The sequence below is a fragment of the Turicibacter sp. KK003 genome (assembly GCF_037014675.1).
Taxonomy (GTDB): Bacteria; Bacillota_I; Bacilli_A; order MOL361; family Turicibacteraceae; genus Turicibacter; species Turicibacter faecis.
The window spans coordinates 1976002-1997242 of sequence record NZ_CP142738.1 but is presented as its reverse complement, the minus strand read 5'-3'; the positions used below and the strand labels follow the sequence as shown (position 1 = coordinate 1997242).

Sequence of the window (21241 nt, the reverse complement as noted above, 5' to 3'; positions counted from 1 at the left end):
GGTTATCCCATCTAATTTAGGAGGAATGAAGTATGACTAGTACAACTAACAGAGAAATTAATTATTTTCCAGTTCAACAAAAGAAAAAACAGGAAGATTCTACGAGATACCCAGAAATTATAGGGGATGAGACAGGGGTCTATGAAAGAAAACTAGGGTATGCAGATACTAGGGTGGCAGATTATATTGATTTAAACGAACAGTTTATCAAATTAGAAACCCAAGAGCATTTTCTTTGTTTAGAGTATAGAGGTCCTGATAGACAAATAAAAAAACTCGATATACCAGCTAATGTCTTGGCGAATTCGAAGAAGGTAGCCGAATTATCGAAATATGGGGTTGGTGTTGACTTTGGTAATAAAAATCAGGTTCTTTGTCATCTGATTAACCGTAAAGAGATAGTTAGCTGCTTTTATAAGCATTCCCACATCGGATTTAGTCAATCAAGTCAGGGGATTTACTTTAAGCATCATCAGTTATTAGGAAAAAATTCGCCTGGAAAATCAACTTATAGTGGTGATTTAGATATTAAACCGACAGGAAGTGAAAAAAATGGCGAGCTTTAATAAAGCGGCATGTCTGTGGTAATTCACCAATGGAATTGGCAGTTGTTATGGGATTGGCATCAGCGGTTGTTGGGTTTATTTCAAGGGAAATGTCGATGGAAAATATAATAGCTCATATTATAAATGATAGTTCCACTGGGAAAACGACTGCTTGCCAATTGGCTATATCGGTTTTTGGATCTCCTGTTATAAAAGGGAATGGTTTAATGCTTAGCTGGAATGGTACGGTGAACGCAATCCAAAGAAGTCTTACTGGCAATAATGGTGTTGTTATTGCATTGGATGAGGTGAGTATGTCAAGAGGGGATGATTTTACAAAAATTATTTATTCTTTCTCAGAAGGTAAGGAAACAAGCCGTATGACCTCAGATTTAACAATGCAAGAGTCGGGTACATGGAGCACTTTGATTATTTCTACGGGTGAGAAGTCATTATTCGGAAACTCGAAACAAAATACAGGGCTAAGAGTTCGACTCATTGAATTATCGGATATTATTTGGACAACCTCAGCAGTACAATCAGATGAAATAAAAGAAACAGTTACCCAGAATTATGGTCATATAGGTCCTAAGTTTGTTATTTATTTAATGGATTTAGGAAAAGAAAGGGTTTTAAAAATGATGAATCACTGGAGTGAACAGATGGAACGTTTTCTACCAGAAAGTCCAATTACCACAAGGATTGCTAATAAGTTAGCTGTATTTATGGTGACTGGAGAACTGGCTAATCAAAAATTTAAATGGGGATTTGACCTAAACAAAATAGGAACTCTTCTAATTAAAAATGAAACAGAGAAGTTGGAAGAAGCAGAATTAGGCCATAGAGCGATTGCTAATTTGGTCGATTATATTTCTATTAAGAAAAAACACTTTTTTATCGAAAGTGGTGGAGAGAGTTCTCCCTCAAATTTAGGGTATAACGATGTTTGGGGGAAAATAATCTATCATCCTTCAACCAAAAATCATGATGGTGATAGTACACCCCAATTTAATCAGATTATTATTATTTATAAAGTGATTATGGAAATATTGAAAGATTTAAAGTATGAAACGCCTGAGATAGTGATTAAACAATGGAAAAAAGAAGGATGGTTAAATCATGAAAAAGGTAAAAATACCCGAAAAAGAAGTTTAAATGGTGACGATGTAAACTGCATAATTTTAGAATGCTCTAAAATTCCCTATTTTGATAGAAGTATAAATAAAAAAGATGGTAGAAAAAAAGAAATTACGTTTAGAACGGCTATGGAAGCAGGGATTTTAAAAAAATTTGAATAATAAAGGGAGTTTTTTTTCCCTAAATTTATAAAAACTTTATTTAAGAAGGAAAAGGTGAGTATGAAAATGAGTTTAACGGAGATTCAAGCCAACGTAGTAAAAAATTTGAAAATTTTTCGAGCGGAAAAGGAATTCGTGGAGGTGCGTATACTGAAAACTAAAAATGGAGTAGTCTCAGGCTATTACAATGATTTTACACGATTAGCAAATGATATTGGTGCTTATATAGGAACCTATGATATTTATTTTACACTGAACCCGCTTGCTACTGTCGTTCAACTTGAGGAACAAAATACTCTAAATTTTAATGTAAAACAGACAACCAAGGATAGTGGGATTAAAAAGTTCTCATATCTTCTTATTGATTTAGATCCAGAGCGGAAGGCTGGTATTTCATCAACTGACGATGAAAAGAAAACTGCCTATGTAAAGGCAAAAAAAATCTTTAGATTTTTAAAAAGTAAAGGTTGGTTTGATCCGATTGTTTGCGATAGTGGTAATGGATATCATCTGTTGTATCCAATTGATTTAGCAAATGAAGATACGAATCGATTATTGTTAAAAGAGTTCCTACAAACGTTAAACAGTTTATTTCCTGCTAGTGATGGCGCTAAGGTAGATACTACAACTTATAACGCGTCAAGAATAGTAAAACTTTATGGGACAATTGCCTGTAAAGGGGAGTCTAGTGAGGAACGACCACATCGTATATCAAAAGTTATCCATCAACCAAAAGTTATTCAGACCATCCCGATAGAGAAAATTAAAGAAATCACTAAACTATCAGAAAAAGGAATTAATGATTCGCATAAAAGCTGTGATTATAGGAATACTGGTAATCCCACTATGCGGAGAATAGATGTTGAAGATTTAATAAAGCGTCATAATTTGGGAGTCTATGAGAAGAAAGCTTGGGAAGGAAATTCTACTCTCTACAAGTTCAAATATTGTCCGTTTAATCCCGAACATGATGATTGGAGCTTTTGTATTATTCAATTTCCTGACGGTGCGATAGCCGTAAAGTGTCATCACGATTCGTGTTCTTCAAATGATTGGAAGGCATTAAAAAAGCACTTGGGCATCGCCTTTAAAAATAGAGGAAGGTCTCAGATTAGGCCAACTTCGGATCAATTCAATCAATTACTGGATAATTTAACTGTTTTAGGACCACATTTACAGGATTCTTATGTACAAATTCCTTTAGCCGTTTTTATTCAGATATCGAATCAACTAATAAAAAATAGCTTGTTTAATTAGATGGGGATAGAAAAAGGTTAATGGTCAAGGTCACGTCCGTGGCTTGATATTTCAACAGGAGTGATAATATGGAGTTAGTTAAGAAGTATGATCGTAACGAGATGAAGCAACCCAATGCCCTAATGTATATCATGGGTGATAATTTAGAGGTAGAAGAAGTGATTTCTTCTGTGACGGATTGGTTGGCGGATTTAATAGCTAATAACAGGTTAAAAACAACTTAGGGATAAATGAATGGAGCCTTACAAGGGGCTCCATTCATCAGCTTATCTTAAACGTAGGAATCAAGGAATGAAATTAATATTATTTAAGTGGGGATATATGAATTGGAGGTTATTAATATGTCATTAGTAAGAGTCGCCAGCTATAGTCGGTTTAGCAGCAGTAATCAACGTGAAGAATCAATTGATGCCCAACAACGAGCTATTCATAAATATATCCAGGATAAGGGGTATCACTTAATTACCGATTATAAGGATGAAGCTTTAACCGGAACAAATACGGAACGTCCGGGCTTTCAAAAGATGTTGCAGGATGCTAGCCAAGGTTTATTTGATGTAGTCATCGTTCATAAAATGGACCGATTCTCACGAAGTGTTTATGATGCGTTGAATGTGCAAAATCAGTTATTAGCTTATGGGGTTAAAATTGAAAGTGTGATTGAACAGTTTACGGATACGCCTGAAGGTCAACTACAACAGATTGTTCAATTAGGTGTAGGTCAATATTATTCTGCCAACTTGGCACGAGAAGTTATGAAGGGATTAAAGGAGAATGCCTTCAAAGCTCTTCATAATGGAGGAATCCCACCACTTGGATACGATGTTGACCCTGTAACTAAACGATATGTGATTAATGAGGAAGAAGCGAAGGCTATCCGCATTATATATGATAAAGTGATTGAGGGATGGAGTTACAGTGAGCTAGCTAAGTATTTGAACATGTTAGGGTATAGGACGAAATTGGGGAGAAGGTTCACCGCAACCTCTTCCTTCTATGATCTGTTGACTAATCCGAAGTATAAGGGTGAATATGTATTTAATCGTTCAGTTGCTAAACCTAAAGTGGTAGGAATAAAGCGAAGTCATAGAAAAAATAAGAATGAGAACGAAATTATTCGGGTGAAGGATGGACTCCCAGCTATTATTGATGAACAAACCTTTGATCTAGTTCAGAAATTATTGAAACAACGTAAACAAAGTAAAGGTCAACATAAGGCAAAAGAAGTTTACTTATTGAGCGGTCTAATTAAATGTGGAATGTGTGGTTCGCCTTATCATGGAAGTAGTCGTGTGGGCGGACGGAATAAGCATAAGTATGTAACGTATCGTTGCAGTAAGCGTAAGCAGTTTGAAACTCCTTGTCGTTGTAAAGAAATAGACAAGGAGCTCATTGATAAATTTATTGTCAACCAATTGATGGCTATCTTATTGCAATCAGATAATATTCAAACCTTACATGAGATGGTGAATCAACGGTTATTTGAGAAGTTAGCGACTGTGAATGAAGATTTACCCCAATTGAAGAAACGTTTGAATGAAGTAAGTACTCAGTTATCTAATCTCGTTCAAGTGATTGCAGTGAGTGGTCTAAATAATGTGGAAGCTATCACACAAGAAATTAAACGATTAGAGGAGGAGAAGACAGAATTGCTTCAACAGATTGAGGCAAATCAGATTAAGCAGGAGTCTGTTACCTTAACAGAAGAGCAATTAAAACAAGTACTTGAAGAAGCGAAGTCGTATATGTTGTCAAATAAGGATACGCAAGTGAAATATATCTTATCACGTTTTATCCATCAAATTATTATTTATAACGAAGCCATCGAGGTCCATTATAACCTCGGTGGCTTTTTTCATGACTTCAAACAGGTCATCCTCATTTACTCAGTTCGTTATCAACGATTAGAAATCGGGGAGGGTATGAATCATCAGGAAGCAATATAAGAAGATAAAAAAACCATTATCTCAAATCAGATTTAATCTGAACTCAGATAATGGTTTTTGTTTTATTCAATTTCCTGTAACAGTTGCGGACGTGTATTTTCTGGTGGAGATGGGGGGAGTCGAACCCCCGTCCTAAAACACCGACCACTTAACTTTCTACAAGTTTAGTCTCCTATTAAATTTAACGGGTGACTGGTCAGGCGACACACCTGTCAGACCGCGAGTTTGATCATCTCTTCTAGGCTATTCAAACGGCACAGACTAGCGTATCCCACTTCAGTGAGCCTAGTCATTCAACATGGGCGATTGAATGGTAGGCAGCTACGTTATATTAAGCAGCTAATTGTAAGTTTGTTTTTCCGGTTATTATAACCTCGACCTTTTAACGTGGGCTAACACGACTTGCTTATTAAGCTCAAATGCCCCAGTCGAATCCGTAACATCCCCAGGTTAATTTGATTACATGACTCATTATACTTCATTTTAACCACTTTGACAAGCCATCGACCCTGTCAATTGTAGCTAATCCATCCAATAGTATGGGCATTTAACATCCAAATTATGAATCCAATCACTAAAAAAGGTCAGAAACGTGTAAAAAATAAAAAATTGGTCATAATATACATGTGCAAAAACCATTTAAATTGAGGTGGAATATGTTAAATCTAATGGTAAATTTCATGGTTGTCCTAGGCTTTATTTTCCCACAGCCAATGGCGCCAGAAAGTACGACGGCGGTGGAAGAAGATAGGACACAGCTTTTAGATAAAGAACCAACGTCTGAAGTTGAAATGCCCACCGAATCGGAATCACAGGAAGTGAAGACTGAGGTCGCGACCTTGAATTCCGAGGAATCTGAAAGTGAGGGGCAACAACAAAAAGAATTGGCACTCAAACAATTAAGCACGGCCTTGATGGCCGTTCAACAAGAGGCCGATTCAGAAGTAGAGATGAACGTCGTGACGGTAAATGGGCAAGAAAATGACTCACAGTCAGATGCAGTGGTGAATCCTGAAAATGAGGCCACTGATGCTGTAGAAAATGAGACCCATGATGACATGGACGAGCCTGCGATAGATTCGGATGAAGAAGAGGGGGCTCCCCCTGAAGCAACTGAAGAAGATCAGATACAAGATACGGGAGATGAGGTCGGGAATCAGGAGCCGGTAGAAGAGTCAACAGACGCTACCTTAGCAGAGGAATCCGGGGATGAAACACAGGATCAAGTCGTTGCGAAAGAGCAGACGGATGCCTCTGAGGATGGAGTAAGCGAGACAGAACCGGTCTTTAGAGATTACCGACAAACATTTTATAGTGTGAAAGCCGGGGAGGTTCGTGTGGGATACGGACTTAGTTACCAAGACGACGGAGTAAAAGTTATTGATAATGTGATGCATTATTATGATTCAGAATATGAATGGCTTCCTATTGTAGCAGTGAATATCGATGAGGTCATGGAAGTTGGATTGAATGAGCGAGGAATTCCAAGTTATTATGGAACCGTTCTAGAAATTACATATCCGACAGGAGACACGCAAAAAGCAATTGTATTGGATGCTTGCGGGGCTTGTAGCTGGGATAACCGAATTGATTTATGGGTTTATGATTATGATTATCAACATGATGTGACAGGAATTGAATATCGCATAGTGAGAGAAGGGTTTAAGCAAGATGAAGAACAAGCACGAAGTTGAATCGATTGAAGTTAAATTATTAAAAATGATTGAACAACATGAAATTACAGAAGATGACTACAACTTAATTACGAAATATTTAAAAAAAGTGAAAAACGACTTAAAAAAACAGTAGCGAAACCTACTGTTTTTAGTGATGCCAAAGCAGAAAGTGACTGGTGTCCTCCCCATTAGTTGATGTATAATCAAAGAAAGTAAAAAATGGGGAGGAGAATGATGGAGTATTTAACTTATGTGACATGGGATTTTCCATTATTGATGAGTCAAATCATGGGTTATGGTCTAATAATTCTTGTTTGTGTAGGTATCTATCAATTTATGAAGGGGTTACTTCAAAAGTTGGATACGATTATTCATAGATTGGATGTAATCGAAGCAAAGTTAGAGTCAAAAAATAAAGATTAAATAATAAAAAAAGCTGAGTTTGTTGGAACTCAGCTTTTTGTCGTTTGAAGGAGGAAGTCCTTAAATAAACGGGCAGAGGGAGTTAAGGATTGATTTTTTAATGTGATGAGGTAGGCTTCTAAAGGTAAGGTCCCTTTGATTGGAATGGATTGGATATCTTGTCGAAGAAGTGGCGTCGGATTTAAAGCTATGCTAACCCCATAATTGAGTGCGACCAGTTCAAGAGTCGTCTCTTTTTGAGCAATTTCTAAGGTGTTAGGCAAGGGAAGGTGTTGCTGGACGAATAACTGTGTGATAGCGAGGTGTTCCGGTGTTTGAGTCGGGGGAAGAATGAACAGTTGCTCCCGAAGTTCTTGTAAGGAAATATCACTTCGATGAGCGAAAGGATGGGTAGAAGCGATGAGAAGGTGCCATTTCCACGTTGCAAGCGTGGTGGTTTCTAATTCATAATCAAGCGGAACAGAGGTAGAGATAATTAAATCATGGGCACCTGTTTTTAGATGATCTATTAAGGCGTGTGGGTCGGATTGTTTGAGCGTGAAGGTGAGGACTTGTTCGCTTAGGAAGGTTTGCATGAGCTTAGGAACGAAGGTGGGTTCGAGCAAGGCATCAAAGCCAAGTCGGATGATGCCATCCGTTTGATAGGAAAATTCTTTTAATTTTTGCTCGCCTAATTTAATTTCATCCAATGCCTGTTCAACGTAAGTGAGAAAAAAGCGTCCATAGCGCGTGAGTCGAACATTCCGCCCTTGTTTTTCAAAAAGGGGTGTTCCTAACTCCTTTTCGAGCATCGAAATCGCATGACTTAAGCTAGGTTGAGTAATCGAAAGCTCCTTTGCTGCTTGCGTATAATGCTCTAAGTGTGCGAGTACACGGAAATATTCAAGATGGTTTAAATTCATAGCATCACATCCAATTCATCAAAAAACATCAATTTTTCACCTATTATATCATAAAAAGCGACGTGGGTAGTGACGATTCATAGGTTTTCGCATATGCTACCAATAGAGGTGAAGGTCAATCAGACCTTAATTCATTAGAAAGCGGGATGGTGTTGTGATAAGACGAGAAATGGGATTATTTAAACTGGCACTTGTGTTGATCCAGATCGTCATCATCTTGATGTTGGCACCGATGACGAAAGAATTTGTTGCCCCATTCATGGGAGGGATTGTTTTTAATACAGTGACGTATGTTATCCTCTTTTGCCTACATGCGTATGCATATCAAGTCTGTCTAAAAAGTCGCATGCCAAAAGCGGGGCACGTTGTTTCAGTAGCGGCAGTGATGTTTCAGTCCTGTTGGGTGCTCTATTTAGTGGCGACTATTCTGTTAGGGTTTGAGATGCTTTTATTGTTAACAAAACATTGGCCGTTCAAACATAAAGTTAAAAAAGTAAATTCACCAAAAGGAATGTCGCGATAAGGTTGCCCCTTAAGTGGGCTGTTTGGCGATCAAGGGGTTAAATGTATCACTTGAAAGCTTTGCACGAGCTAAAATGAAAAAGGGTTCATCGTTAGGGAGGTTCAATAGCGAAGGTACAAAAGGTATCACTGTGTATAGATTGAACCTCTGATGAATGAGCATTTTACGATTTAACTTAAGATAAAGACGCCGGGAATCGGCGTCATTTTTATGTTAGAAAGGTAAAAAGTATGAGAAAACCTGACGCATGAGTTGACGGGAATATGACTTCATATCATAATTAATATAAGCATCTAAAAATGCAGGTACGGGAGTAAGGAGGAAGTGTATGTTTGATCATTCGAATTGTGGGATTGGAGCAATTGCCAATCTAGACGGAACATATAGTCACAACATTATTGAACAAGGGATGACACTCTTAAAGGCACTTAGTCATCGTGGTGGAACATCAAAGGACGGAACAGGGGATGGATGTGGAATTTTATTACAAATTCCTACATCGTTTTATGAGAAAAGGTACGGAATTCAAGGGGACTTTGCAGTGATGATGACCTTTTTACCGAAAGGAGAAAATGATCGCCAATTGGCCAAAGATCATATTTATGAAACTATTAAAGAATTAAAGCTACAACTTATCAAGGAAATTGTCGTTCCGGTGGATGCGAGTTTTCTGACGCCAACGGCGACTCAAACGGAGCCAGTGCCCACTCAATTTATCATTGATATGACAAATCAAGCGGAGACAGTTTTATATAAATTACATCGTTTTATTGAACAAAAGTGGAAAGAAGAAGAGTTATCTGATCGTACGTGCTATATTTTATCGTGCTCGTCACAGACGATTGTGTACAAGGGGTTATTGCGTCCTGATGAATTACCACGCTATTATTTAGATTTGCAGGATGAAAGATTTACTTCTAATTTCTGTATTGTCCATCAACGCTTTAGTACGAATACGAAGCCGTCATGGAATTTAGCTCAACCTTTCCGTTATTTAGCGCATAATGGAGAAATTAATACCGTTTCTGGAAATATTAATTGGTCGAATGCACGAGCGGGACTGTCGGCGTATCCAGAGGTTTTTCCGATTTGTAACGAGAAACATTCAGATAGTGCGAATCTTGACCGAACGTTAGAAGCGCTCCTTCATGAGAATTTTACGCTTGAGGATGCAGTGACGCGCCTTTTACCGAAGGCGTATGAGCATGATGCGCGCCTAAGTGACGACTTGAAGGCTTATTATGAATATTGTGGGTTAAAACAAGAGGCATGGGACGGTCCAGCTGGAGTTATCGTTTGTGATGGACATAAATTAATTGCGACGCTCGATCGTAATGGACTGCGTCCGTTTAGATATGTTCAAACAGAAAATCAAATTGTTCTTGCCTCAGAAATTGGAGTGTTAAATACGCCACTTGAGGAAATTAAGGTAGCTAGCCGTATTCAGGCAAGTGAAATTCTATGCGTTGATTTAGATGAGCAAACTGTGACGACAGATGCAGATATTAAAGCCGTATTATCCACGCAAAAACCTTATCGTGAATGGTTGAATGAACGACTCATTAAACCAATTGCCACGCATAGCGAACAATTTTTAACGGAAGATTTTGAACACACAGCGAAGAAATATTTTTATACAAATGCGGAATACATGCAGGAATTAAAATCATTAGTTGAAAATGGAAAAGAGGCGATTGGATCTTTTCCATATACGGCAGCCTTAAACATGTTACAAGCGCGCCCGCAACTCTTTTTTGATTTCTTTAAACAAAATTTCGCCCAAGTGACGAATCCACCACTGGATTCAATTCGAGAAAAATCAGTGTTTTCATTAACAACGACCGTGACCTCGGTAACTTCTTTACACGATGAACGATTAGATTATCCTGTTTATGAGTTCTCAACTCCAATTTTAACCGGTGACCAGTGGATGGCACTTTCTGAGGAAGAGGCTTTCGACCCACGTTTCATTTTCCTAGAATACGAGTCAACGTTAAAAGAGGCAGTGGATCAATTGCGACATGATGTCAAAAAAGCCGTGTTAGCTGGTTCACGTTTGTTAATTCTTGAACAGGAGGCTGAAGGAAAGACGATTCCTTCTTTAATGGCGACTGCCATCGCACACGAAGTTTTAGTTGAAATGGGGAAACGATTAGAAGTGCGCTTAGCCGTTTGTTGCGCGGATGCACGCCTTCCTATTCACCATGCGATGTTACTAGCTTATGGGGCGGACGTCATTTACCCATATTTCTGTTATGAATACATCCAACATCAAACAAAACTTTTTGCAGATGAAGCATATGACAATTATATTGCAGGATGTAACCAGGCGCTTCTTAAGCTAATGGCAAAGATGGGGGTTGCAACCGTGGACTCTTATCGAGGGTCGAAAGTGTTCGAAGTGGTCGGTCTAGATCAAGAAGTGACTGCTTTATTTACAAATCAACCGTCTCTTTTTGGCGGTAAAACATTCGAAGACCTTGATGCGATGATGGAAGATGGCGTGGACATTAGCAAGGCTAACGAATATCAAAACATGGACTCAGTCTTCATGAACCATGCCTACTCCAAATCATTTATTAAAGAGCTAAAAGCAACAATCCAGGCCAATGATTATGAGGCTTTCAAATCCGTGATGGAAGCGGAGCGTGGACGTTTGATCAATGTACGCGACTGTTTATCATTAAAGGCAACAGAGCCGCTTTCACTAGAAGAGGTTCAATCGACAGAGGAGATTGTGCGGCACTTTGTAGCATCGGCCATGTCTTATGGGGCATTATCGGTTGAAGCTCATCGCACGATTGCTCGCGCGATGAATGAACTCGGGGCAGCCTCAAATAGTGGAGAAGGTGGAGAGCTCGTTGAACGTTTTGGAACCATAACCGCTTCTAAAGTGAAACAAGTCGCATCAGGCCGCTTTGGTGTGACTTATGATTACCTAAAAAGTGCCCAAGAAATTCAAATTAAAATGGCCCAAGGGGCAAAACCGGGAGAAGGTGGACACTTACCTAAATCGAAGGTAGATGAACATATTGCTCGTGTTCGCTACGCGAAACAGGGAGTTGATTTAATTTCACCGCCACCTCATCACGATATCTATTCGATTGAAGATTTAGCTCAATTGATTGATGACTTACAAACAACGAATCCAAGTGCCCTAATTAGTGTTAAATTAGCTTCGTTACCGAATGTGGGGACGATCGCTAATGGCGTGGTCAAAGCGGGAGCGAAAAAAGTTGTTATTTCAGGATTTAACGGAGGAACAGGGGCCTCTCCTAAATCTTCGTTAAAATATACAGGACTTCCATGGGAGTACGGTCTATTCCAAACACATAAATCATTACTTGAGAATGATGTCCGTCATGAAACATGGATTCAGGTCGACGGACAAATCAAATCAGGGTATGATGTTGTTTTAGGAGCTATTCTTGGGGCAGATGAATTTGGATTTGGAACGATGTGTCTGGTGATGCTTGAATGCATTGGATGTAAACAGTGTCATACGGGAAAATGCCCAGCGGGAATTACGACGCAAGACCAAAAATTACGTCAACGTCTGAAAGAGGATCCAACGATGTTAAAAACTTACTTTACATTTGTGGCCCAGCAGGTACGTGAATTAATGGCCTTGTTAGGGGTTCGTTCATTAGCAGAACTTCGTGGACGTACTGATTTACTTGAATTAGTATCGCCGAATCCTTATCATTTAACACTAGATTGGCTAGAAGTATTGCCAGTGAATCAACCTATGCGTGTTGAAAATCCGGCGCTTCAACCGGTTCATTTAAATGAGTCGGAGGTTAACGTGATCGATACGCAACTTCGTACACTGGGGGTTCAATTGGTGAGCGACTCGGCTCGTACGTTCCAAACCTATGGTTATGCTGGGCAAAGCTTCGGGGCATTTATGAATGAGAGTGTTAAACTCATCCACACAGGATATGCGAATGACTATGTTGGAAAAGGATTAAGTGGTGGTCAAATCGTCATTAAAGCGGACGAAACGACACGCGAAAAATCCATTGAAGACCCTAACTACACGAATCATCATTTAATTGCAGGAAATACAATTTTATACGGTGCAACTTCAGGATCATGTTATTTAGAAGGACGCGTAGGAGAACGATTTGCCGTTCGTAATTCGGGAGCTATTGCCCTTAATCATGGAATGGGCGTTCATGCGTGTGAATACATGACAGGTGGTGTGGTCGTTTCACTCGGTTCTGTTCAGGCAAATGTGGGGGCAGGAATGACGGGTGGACTCTTATTCTTGTACCAAGCAAAATATTTAGACGAGAAACTCAATCAATCTTACGTGCAAGTCTTTGAGATGAAGGACCGTCATCGTGAGATTTTAAAAGACATATTAACAGATTACGTGAAACAAACTGATAATCCGTTAGCAACGAAAATCTTAAAGAATTTTGATGATGAAGTTCATCAATTTACATTAGTGACATCAGCTGATTACTATCAATTAGAATTATAAAAAGAAGAACCCCTCATGATGGGGTTCTTCTTTTATCGATGTAATAGTTTTTTTAACAGTCGAATGGGGGTGTAAATAATCGCAACATTAATTAAAAGAACAGCCATGAATTGAATAAGGATGATGATTAATTCTCCCATCGTATCCCCTCCTTTCACTTGTTTATTAGTATAGCATATTTTAAAGCAGTGCAGGGAATGGGGTGTGCGTTTTCAATGGGATTATTTTAATCTCTTACTATCTATCTTATCGAAGTGGTGTTACAATGAAAGTACTGAGTTAATCAAGGAAATGAGGGTTTTCAATGTTACAACAATTTAAAAGAAATAAAGAGCGTTGGCAAAAGTATTTAGGATATTTCTTAGTTGGAGTAGGCGTTGTCGTTGTTTATTTTACCTTGCGGAATATCCACCTGATTATGGGCAGTCTAAAAAACTTCATTTTACTGATCCGCCCGATTATTATCGCCTTTTCGATTGCTTATATTTTAAATCGTCCGATGCAATGGATTGAGCAGGCGTTAAGTCGGCTCACGAAACGGATGGTTAAACGAGACTTATCGTCGGGGTCGCGACGAGTTATCTCAATTTTAATTTTATTCCTACTCGTTGTTGGAGCGATTTACTTCTTATTTAATAGCATTATTCCTCCAATCTTCACGAATTTACGTTTATTACTCGAGTCGCTTCCAGCCCTTCAATCAAGTATTAATCGCTATATGAATGAGTTTGGTCCGTATGTACAAACGGTGATTACAGAACAACAAATCGATCAAATTTCGCATTTAGTGACCAATATTTTGAGTTCATTAGGAACTCATGCCCTTCAAGTTGGAACAGGCGTGATTACGAATGTGACGGGCTTTGCGATTAGTACGCTAACGACGATTATTTTATCGGTGTACTTTTTAAAAGATAAAGAAGTGTTGATTGATTCGCTTCACAAAGGGGCACAGGCATTACTTTCAACACGTACCTTAAGACGTTGCAAGCAATTGTTAGTCGATTTAGATACGGTATTTGGTGGATTTTTAATCGCCCAATTAATCGCGGCCTTGTTAGCCGGAGTTTGCTCAACGATTATTTTATTAATTATTAATCATCCATTCGCAATTTTAGTCGGATTAGTGACGGGGATTGCTAACGTTATTCCATATATCGGTCCGATTCTTGGAGCGGTGTTAGGATTTGTATTAGCTTTATTTTCAAGTTGGCAACTGGCAGTCTTAACGCTTATTTTATTGACCATTTATCAACAACTCGATGCGAATGTCATTCAACCGAAATTGTTGAGTAATAGTGTTGGACTGAATCCGGTGTGGGTACTGATTGCCATTCTTATTGGCGGACATTATTTAGGCATGCTTGGAATGATTGTGTCGATTCCATCAGCTGCACTCGCTCAAATTTATTTAAGTCGTCGTTATCATCGCCTGAAACAATCTGGGATGTTGACGGAAAAAGGGTTTGCAAGCGATGAAACTAATTAGTGTGGTAAAGAAATAGCAAAATGAAATATTTTTTGTATGTTGGAGTAAAAAACGCTAGAGTTTAAAGGAGCTTTAGCGTTTTTTATTTCAAAGAATTAAATCGGCTAATTTCGTAAAAAATAGTAAAATGGAAAGGAGGGAACTGCTCCGCTTAACACGCTCATGCTCTTTAAGTTTAAGGTGCTACGGGTAGCAGGATTCGGATGTTTAAACCTTATCATGTGTATATTGAAAAAGAGGCCTTGTCTTATAAACAGACAAAGGAACTGAAGAAACAGTTAGAAAGTAGGCATCTTCCTATCGATGTGATTGAGAATGGGCAAACAAAGGTTGCTAAGGGGAGGGATACCTCTGGTGATGAGGTGCTCATGATTAGTGTGTATAAAAACCAGGAATTTAGGGCGGCCCCTCCATTTGCGGATTATGCGATTCCTTTTGTATCGGGGTGCGTAGGAAGGTGTGAATATTGTCGGGCAGCTCAGTGCCGGTCATTTGTGAGGGTATACGTGAATGAAAATGATTTATTGAAAAAGGTAAAAAGATACGCTCAAAAGGGGTTAGCAGTGACGTTTGAAGGTTCTTTAGAGGCGGATCCTATTCCTACGGAACCGTATACGCACGCCTTAGCCCATATGATTGAATTCACGGCTAAGCAGCCGAATGTTTTCTTTACTTTTACGACTAAATTTACAGACGTTGATTCCTTGTTATGCCTAAATCATCAGGAACGGACGAAAGTGCGTTTTTCGATTAATACGGATACCGTGATTTCTAGTTTTGAGGAGGGAACGCCAAGTATGAAAGAGCGGATTATGGCCGCCTTTAAGATGATGAAGGCGGGCTATCCAGTTGGGTTTGTTATTGCGCCTGTCTTCGTTTACCCTAATTGGAAGGAGGACTACCTTATGTTAATTAAACGGCTAAAGGAATATTTAGAATCTGCACATCCCTCCCAACCAGTGACTTTTGAAATTATGGCTCATCGCTTTATGAAAGTTGCTAAAAATCATCTCTTTCAAGTCGTTGAAGATCCCTATCTTCCAGTAGATATTCAAGAAATGTCTTACAAGTATGGTCCTTACTTTTACGGTAAAAACAGTTACGATGTCGCTACGATGGATCAAATAAAGGAGTTATTTGAATTCGGGCTTGCCCATCTCCCATTTAACTATGAGATTAAATATATCGTATAAATCCTAATCTGAGCGCATTAACTATAAAAAATAAAACTCGTAGAGTCTATCCCAAGGGGCGATCTACGAGTTTTTGTTTGATAACATTCATTAATTTTTGGTCGACTGATTCCGTTATTTTTTACGGGGGTGTGACGACTTTTGGCATAAGCGAAAAGTCCCTCATTTGATGGAAAGAAGTTCTCAGGTATAGGTCATCTTCGCTGCTAAATTTTTTCTTCGTTTGACACAGTGATTGGCCATGACTTGAAAAAAGATAAAAAAGAGGGTATCGTCATTTTATCAACTCTTAATATCGAATAATAGTAGGGGGGGGTCATGGATGAAAAAATTTAGTTATCGCTTTTTTAGCTTTTATATGTTTAGCGTTGAGTATAAAAAACATTTCGTGTGTATATCATTCAAAGGAACTATTTATTGAAAAAAATAGTTTACCTGAAAATCAAGTTCCGAAAATCATTCATTCACAAGAAATGATGGATGAATTTATATTCGGCTTCATTCATTCAGAAAATAGGAAAGTTGAGCTACCGGGCTCAAAACCAGATTATGCGATTAAAATCGCCACTAAGCAAAAAAATATTTGGTGGTTAGAAAATTTTATTTGGATCAATCAAGATCAAATCATCACTAGAAACAACAATGATTTAGAAAAAAATGAAGGAACGCTCTATAAAAAAGGAACAGGAATATATCACACGATAAATTCAATTTTAAGTGAAGGAGGGTTATAAATATAATTGATTGCACCTTTACGGCCTGTTTTCATAAGGGATATAATCCAAATATACGTATACTTTTTTTTCCTGTAAAACGCTATCGTAAAGCTTTACAAATAAATTTTTACGTGATATGATGAACGTAAGGATTGTAACTGGTTAGGCAGGCAAAACCCACTTCTATAGGGAGGGTTTTGCCTTTTTTTAATGCCTTTATAATGGGAGGGGAAAGTAGATGTATATTGAAAAGGTACTCAACAATAATGCGTTTATATCTCTGGATGAAAATGGTGAAGAGATAATTGTAATGGGTAAAGGAATAGCGTTTGGAAAGAAGGGGCAGCAAGAAGTTAATCTCACGAATAAAAACTATAAAGTATTTTCATGTAAGGATAAAAGTATTAATCATAAATTAATTAATATTGTTTCGGATTTGCCACAAGAATATATTTTATTAACCCGTAAGATTATTTCGATGTTTGAGAAAGAATATAATAAAAAGTTAAATGAAATTATTTATGTAAGTTTAACGGAACATATTCATGGCGCTATTGAACGTTATCATCAAGGAATTCAAGTGAAAAACCCATTATTAATGGAAATTAAACGACTCTTTGCTGAGGAATATGAAATTGGGCGTCGGGCTTTAACGATGATTCAACAGGAGTTGGGAGTTATATTTGAGGAAGATGAAGCGGGGTATATTGCGTATCATATCGTGAATGCCGAACTTAATAATGATATGATAAATATTGCCAATATAACAAAAGTAATGCAGCAAGTATTAAATGTCATTAAATATCATTTTAAAGTAGAGTTTAATGAGGAATCTAGTACGTATTACCGATTTATTACGCATTTAAAGTTTTTTGCTCAGCGTATTTTTAGTCATAAGGTTTACGAGGATGAGGATACCGAATTATTTTTTATTTTAAAGGAAAAGTATCAGGAGAGTTATCATTGCACCGTGAAAATAAAGGAATTAATCTATCAGAACTATAATTACGAGTTATCACTCGAGGAACAACTGTATTTAATGATTCACATTGAAAGAATTAGAACGAAGTCAATCATATAGATTCGGTAATAATGCTAGATAGTCGACTAGCTTATTATATATAAAAGGTTGTAACTACGTTATAGATATGTATCTATAGACGTAGGCAAAACTTCATTTTATTTGTTTAAATGAATGGAGGAGAAAAAATGGATTGCAAAAAATTAGCAGAAGGAATTCTTGAAAAGGTGGGGGGAAAGGAGAATATTGAATCGGTTGTTCATTGTATGACAAGGCTCCGCTTTGTTTTAAAGGATGAAAATCTAGCAGATGACGATCAAGTAAAAAAAATCGAGGGAGTTATCGGTCTCATGAAGAAGAATGGCCAATACCAGATTATTATTGGTAATGAGGTAGCATCGGTGTATAAGGAGATTTGTACATTAGGTCATTTTAAGGAAAACATGTCAGGTGGTTCAATCAAGAAGAAAAAACAAAACATTATTTCTGAAATCTTGGATATCATCTCAAGTGTCATGTCCCCAGTTATTCCGGCTATCATTGGGGCAGCAATGATTAAAGTTTTATTAACCGTTTTACCGATGTTAGGGTTGTTAAATAATACAAGTCAAACGTATGAATTGTTATCAGTGATTGGGGATGGGGCCTTCTTCTTTATGCCAGTTTTAATTGGAATGTCGGCGGCTAAACGATTTGATGCTAATCCTTATTATGCAGTGAGTATTGCCTTGATTTTGTTACATCCTAATTTCATTGCTCTTTTAAATGGGGCAAATGAGGCAGGAGAAACGATTAAGTTCTTTAATTTAATCCCAGTGACTTATGCTAATTATGCTTATTCAGTCATTCCGATTATTTTATCTGTTGCAATTTTACCTTATATTGAGCGGCTAGTTGATAAAATAACGCCAAGCATTACAAAGAACTTCTTAAAACCAATGCTTGTCATGTTATTTATAGCACCTATTGTTATGGTTGTTATTGGTCCACTTGGGGCTATTTTGGGAGATGGCTTATCGGCCTTGGTTTATTTCATCCAAGATAAATTAGGATTTATTGCGGTTGGTTTAATAGCAGCTATATTCCCATTTATTGTTATGACGGGAATGCATCATGCCTTTACTCCAATTAAATTGGGCGTTTTAGCCACAACAGGTTTTGAAGGATTTATTTGTATCGCAGAATTTTGTTCAAACATGGCTCAAGGGGCGGCTGCATTAGCTGTAGCCATGAAATCTAAGAATTCTGCTACTAAACAAAATGCAGGTTCCTCAGCCTTTTCAGCTCTAGTGGCAGGAATTACAGAGCCAGCATTATACGGAACAAATCTACGTCTAAAGAGACCGATGATTGGAGCTTGCCTAGGAGGATTGATCGGTGGATTAACGGGCGGCTTCTTCCAAGTAAAATGTTATGGAGTAGCAACACCGGCTATTGTAACTCTCCCACAATATCTTGAAGAGGGAAATCCTCAAAGTCTGATTTATATTTTAATTACATTAGGGGTAACGATTGTTTCAACGTTTGTGATTACATATATCGTTGGATTTGAGGAACAAGTTGAAGGAAATAATGAGGAAGTTGCGAACGAGGAGTCTATCCTTCCTTTAAATACGGGAGTAAACATTATGAGTCCTTTAGAAGGGCATATGATTGATTTATCCCAAGTGAATGATGTTACATTTTCTAGTGGAGTAATGGGGGATGGGATTGCGATTATCCCAACAAAGGGCCGAGTGATTGCGCCATTTGATGGAAAAATAGACGTTTTCTTCAAGACGCATCATGCGATAGGGTTAAGAAGTGAAACGGGTGTTGAGTTATTAATTCACGTAGGTTTAGATACTGTAAATCTAGAAGGAAAATACTTTACTCCGTATAAAAAACAAGGAGATTCAATTAAATCAGGTGATGTTATTTTAGAATTTGATTTAGAAAAAATTAAAGAAGCTGGCTATGAATTAACTACACCGATTATTGTTACTAATACACAGCAATTTATGGATATCATTGCTAAGGAAAAAGAGGTTGTAACATTTAATGATCAAGTGTTAGCTATTATTTAATGAGGGGGATATGAGAATGACTTGTTTTAAAATGCCAAAAAATTTTTTATGGGGGAGCGCTTCGGCTGCCTATCAAGTGGAAGGTGCGTATCTAGAAGATGGAAAGGGGCTTTCTAACTGGGATCAATTTGTTAGAATTGAAGGAAAGACCTATAAAGGAACAACGGGGGATGTGGCGGTAGATCACTATCACCGATTTAAGGAAGATGTGAGGCTCATGGCAGAAATGGGGCTTAAAACATACCGTTTCTCTATCTCATGGCCTCGGGTGATTCCGACGGGAAATGGAGAGGTAAACGAGATAGGTTTGAAGTTTTATGAAGATTTAATTGACGAATGTTTAAAATATAACATTGAACCTATGGTTACAATTTTTCACTGGGATCTTCCCCAATCGTTAGTTGATCAATATAATGGATTTGAAAATCGTCGCATTATTGAGGATTTCGTTAACTATGCCAAAATCTTATTTGATCGATTCGGAAATAAAGTGAAGTATTGGATTACCTTGAATGAGCAAAATGTCTTTACCTCATTGGGATGGTTAACAGCCATGCATCCTCCAGGAAAATTTGACGATGAAAAAACATTTTATCAGGTGAATCATCATGCTTTTATGGCCCATGCACAGACAGTCTTATTGTTTAAAAAAATGGTCCCAAATGGGAAAATCGGGGCAAGCTTTGCTTATAGCCCAAGCTATTCACTAGATTGTAATCCAATGAATGCAATGTCTAAAATGGATTTTGATGATATGAAGAATTTTTGGTGGATGGATATGTATGCCTATGGACGATATCCCAAATCAACATTCACTTATTTACAAGGAAAAGGAATTGCTCCACAGTTTGAAGACGATGATCGACAGATTTTAAAGGAGGCCGCTTCAAAGGTTGATTTTATGGGAGTTAATTATTATCAAACAAGTGTGTGTGAATATAATCCTCTTGACGGGGTTACTCCATATGGAACTTTTAATACAACAGGGACAAAGGGTTCGGGTCAAGTGACGGGCCAACCAGGACTATTTAAAAATCCGTCTAACCCTTATTTAAGTACTACAGATTGGGATTGGACAATTGACCCTATGGGACTACGTTATGGATTACGTGAAATTACGAGTCGCTACAATTTACCAATTATTATTTCTGAAAACGGATTGGGCGCTTTCGATAAGAAAGAGGAGGACGAATCAATACATGACCCTTATCGAATTGCTTTTTTAAAGGCACACATCGAAGAACTTAAAGTCGCTATGGCGGAGGGTTGCGAGGTCATCGCCTATTGTACCTGGTCATTTACTGACTTATTAAGTTGGTTAAACGGCTATCAAAAACGTTATGGATTTGTTTATGTTGATCGAGAAGAGGGAGAAGAGGGAGCTAGTTTAAACCGATATAAAAAAGACAGCTATTATTGGTATAAAGAAGTTATCGCATCAAATGGAGAAATTTTATAATTAGAAGTGTAAGATAAGATAAATGGTACTAGATTGACACTATCCTTTTAGGATGGTGTCTTTTTTTAAAATTGATGAATAAATCTTTGGGTGGTCTTATTTAATAGATAGGAAGAGATAAATTCATTTCATTTTTTTGACTCTTGCATGGTTCGAAACTGGAAAATTGGGTTCTTAGAATAACGTAGCCAGAATTATAATTTTTTCGGAAACTTTTTTATAAGCATCTTATAAGAAA

17 protein-coding genes and 1 other RNA gene are annotated in these 21241 nt (G+C 37.8%); 16 read left to right on the top strand and 2 right to left on the bottom strand.

Features of this window, described 5'->3' with window-relative positions:
* The first annotated feature begins 32 nt into the window (after positions 1-32).
* The 5 genes from VXM77_RS09740 to VXM77_RS09720 all read left to right on the top strand — a co-directional run bounded on the left by VXM77_RS09740 (position 33) and on the right by VXM77_RS09720 (position 5046).
* Positions 33-566 carry a hypothetical protein gene (locus VXM77_RS09740; protein ID WP_338506180.1) on the top strand — a complete coding sequence of 178 codons (534 nt, stop codon included), beginning with the start codon at positions 33-35 and terminating at the stop codon, positions 564-566.
* A gap of 29 nt (positions 567-595) precedes the next feature.
* On the top strand, positions 596-1843 hold the full coding sequence (locus tag VXM77_RS09735; protein WP_338506178.1) for a DUF927 domain-containing protein: 1248 nt from the start codon (positions 596-598) through the stop codon (positions 1841-1843).
* A 66-nt stretch (positions 1844-1909) separates the two neighbouring features.
* Positions 1910-3100: a hypothetical protein gene (locus tag VXM77_RS09730; protein ID WP_338506177.1), complete on the top strand. Its 1191-nt coding sequence runs from the start codon at positions 1910-1912 to the stop codon at positions 3098-3100.
* A gap of 68 nt (positions 3101-3168) precedes the next feature.
* Complete coding sequence (locus tag VXM77_RS09725; RefSeq protein ID WP_300856044.1) at positions 3169-3324, top strand: hypothetical protein; 156 nt, start codon at positions 3169-3171, stop codon at positions 3322-3324.
* Between the two features lie 117 nt (positions 3325-3441).
* Positions 3442-5046 (top strand): recombinase family protein, encoded by a 1605-nt coding sequence (locus VXM77_RS09720; protein WP_338506175.1) that lies wholly within the window; start codon positions 3442-3444, stop codon positions 5044-5046.
* A gap of 101 nt (positions 5047-5147) precedes the next feature.
* Here the strand turns inward: VXM77_RS09720 and ssrA are convergent.
* Positions 5148-5493: a transfer-messenger RNA gene (ssrA, locus tag VXM77_RS09715) on the bottom strand.
* A gap of 209 nt (positions 5494-5702) precedes the next feature.
* Here ssrA and VXM77_RS09710 point away from each other — a divergent pair.
* The 3 genes from VXM77_RS09710 (at position 5703) to VXM77_RS09700 (ending at position 7145) form a co-directional block, all read left to right on the top strand.
* Positions 5703-6740: a hypothetical protein gene (locus VXM77_RS09710; protein ID WP_237658863.1), complete on the top strand. Its 1038-nt coding sequence runs from the start codon at positions 5703-5705 to the stop codon at positions 6738-6740.
* Entirely contained in the window at positions 6718-6855 is a 138-nt protein-coding gene (locus VXM77_RS09705) for a hypothetical protein (protein ID WP_161830936.1), read from the top strand. Before VXM77_RS09710 ends, VXM77_RS09705 begins: the two co-directional genes overlap by 23 nt.
* 101 nt (positions 6856-6956) lie before the next feature.
* The gene (locus tag VXM77_RS09700; protein ID WP_161830937.1) at positions 6957-7145 is read left to right on the top strand and encodes a hypothetical protein; all 189 of its coding nucleotides are present in this window, start codon (positions 6957-6959) and stop codon (positions 7143-7145) included.
* Between the two features lie 29 nt (positions 7146-7174).
* Here VXM77_RS09700 and VXM77_RS09695 read toward each other — a convergent pair whose 3' ends face one another.
* A complete protein-coding gene (locus VXM77_RS09695; protein WP_161830938.1) occupies positions 7175-8047 on the bottom strand; it encodes a LysR family transcriptional regulator in 873 nt (290 codons plus the stop codon).
* Positions 8048-8201: 154 nt separating this feature from the next.
* Between VXM77_RS09695 and VXM77_RS09690 the strand changes: the two genes are divergently transcribed.
* The 8 genes from VXM77_RS09690 (at position 8202) to VXM77_RS09655 (ending at position 21003) form a co-directional block, all read left to right on the top strand.
* Positions 8202-8570, top strand: coding sequence for a hypothetical protein (locus VXM77_RS09690; protein WP_161830939.1), 369 nt, complete (start codon positions 8202-8204; stop codon positions 8568-8570).
* A gap of 328 nt (positions 8571-8898) precedes the next feature.
* Positions 8899-13059 carry a glutamate synthase large subunit gene (gltB, locus tag VXM77_RS09685; RefSeq protein ID WP_338506173.1) on the top strand — a complete coding sequence of 1387 codons (4161 nt, stop codon included), beginning with the start codon at positions 8899-8901 and terminating at the stop codon, positions 13057-13059.
* A 304-nt stretch (positions 13060-13363) separates the two neighbouring features.
* A complete protein-coding gene (locus VXM77_RS09680; RefSeq protein ID WP_161830941.1) occupies positions 13364-14548 on the top strand; it encodes an AI-2E family transporter in 1185 nt (394 codons plus the stop codon).
* 203 nt (positions 14549-14751) lie between these two features.
* Positions 14752-15741, top strand: coding sequence for a spore photoproduct lyase family protein (locus VXM77_RS09675; RefSeq protein ID WP_161830942.1), 990 nt, complete (start codon positions 14752-14754; stop codon positions 15739-15741).
* 368 nt (positions 15742-16109) lie between these two features.
* On the top strand, positions 16110-16475 hold the full coding sequence (locus VXM77_RS09670; RefSeq protein WP_161830943.1) for a hypothetical protein: 366 nt from the start codon (positions 16110-16112) through the stop codon (positions 16473-16475).
* A gap of 220 nt (positions 16476-16695) precedes the next feature.
* Entirely contained in the window at positions 16696-17538 is an 843-nt protein-coding gene (locus tag VXM77_RS09665) for a PRD domain-containing protein (RefSeq protein WP_161830944.1), read from the top strand.
* Positions 17539-17666: 128 nt separating this feature from the next.
* Positions 17667-19544 (top strand): beta-glucoside-specific PTS transporter subunit IIABC, encoded by a 1878-nt coding sequence (locus VXM77_RS09660; protein ID WP_161830945.1) that lies wholly within the window; start codon positions 17667-17669, stop codon positions 19542-19544.
* Positions 19545-19560: 16 nt separating this feature from the next.
* The gene (locus VXM77_RS09655; RefSeq protein ID WP_161830946.1) at positions 19561-21003 is read left to right on the top strand and encodes a glycoside hydrolase family 1 protein; all 1443 of its coding nucleotides are present in this window, start codon (positions 19561-19563) and stop codon (positions 21001-21003) included.
* Positions 21004-21241: the final 238 nt, after the last annotated feature.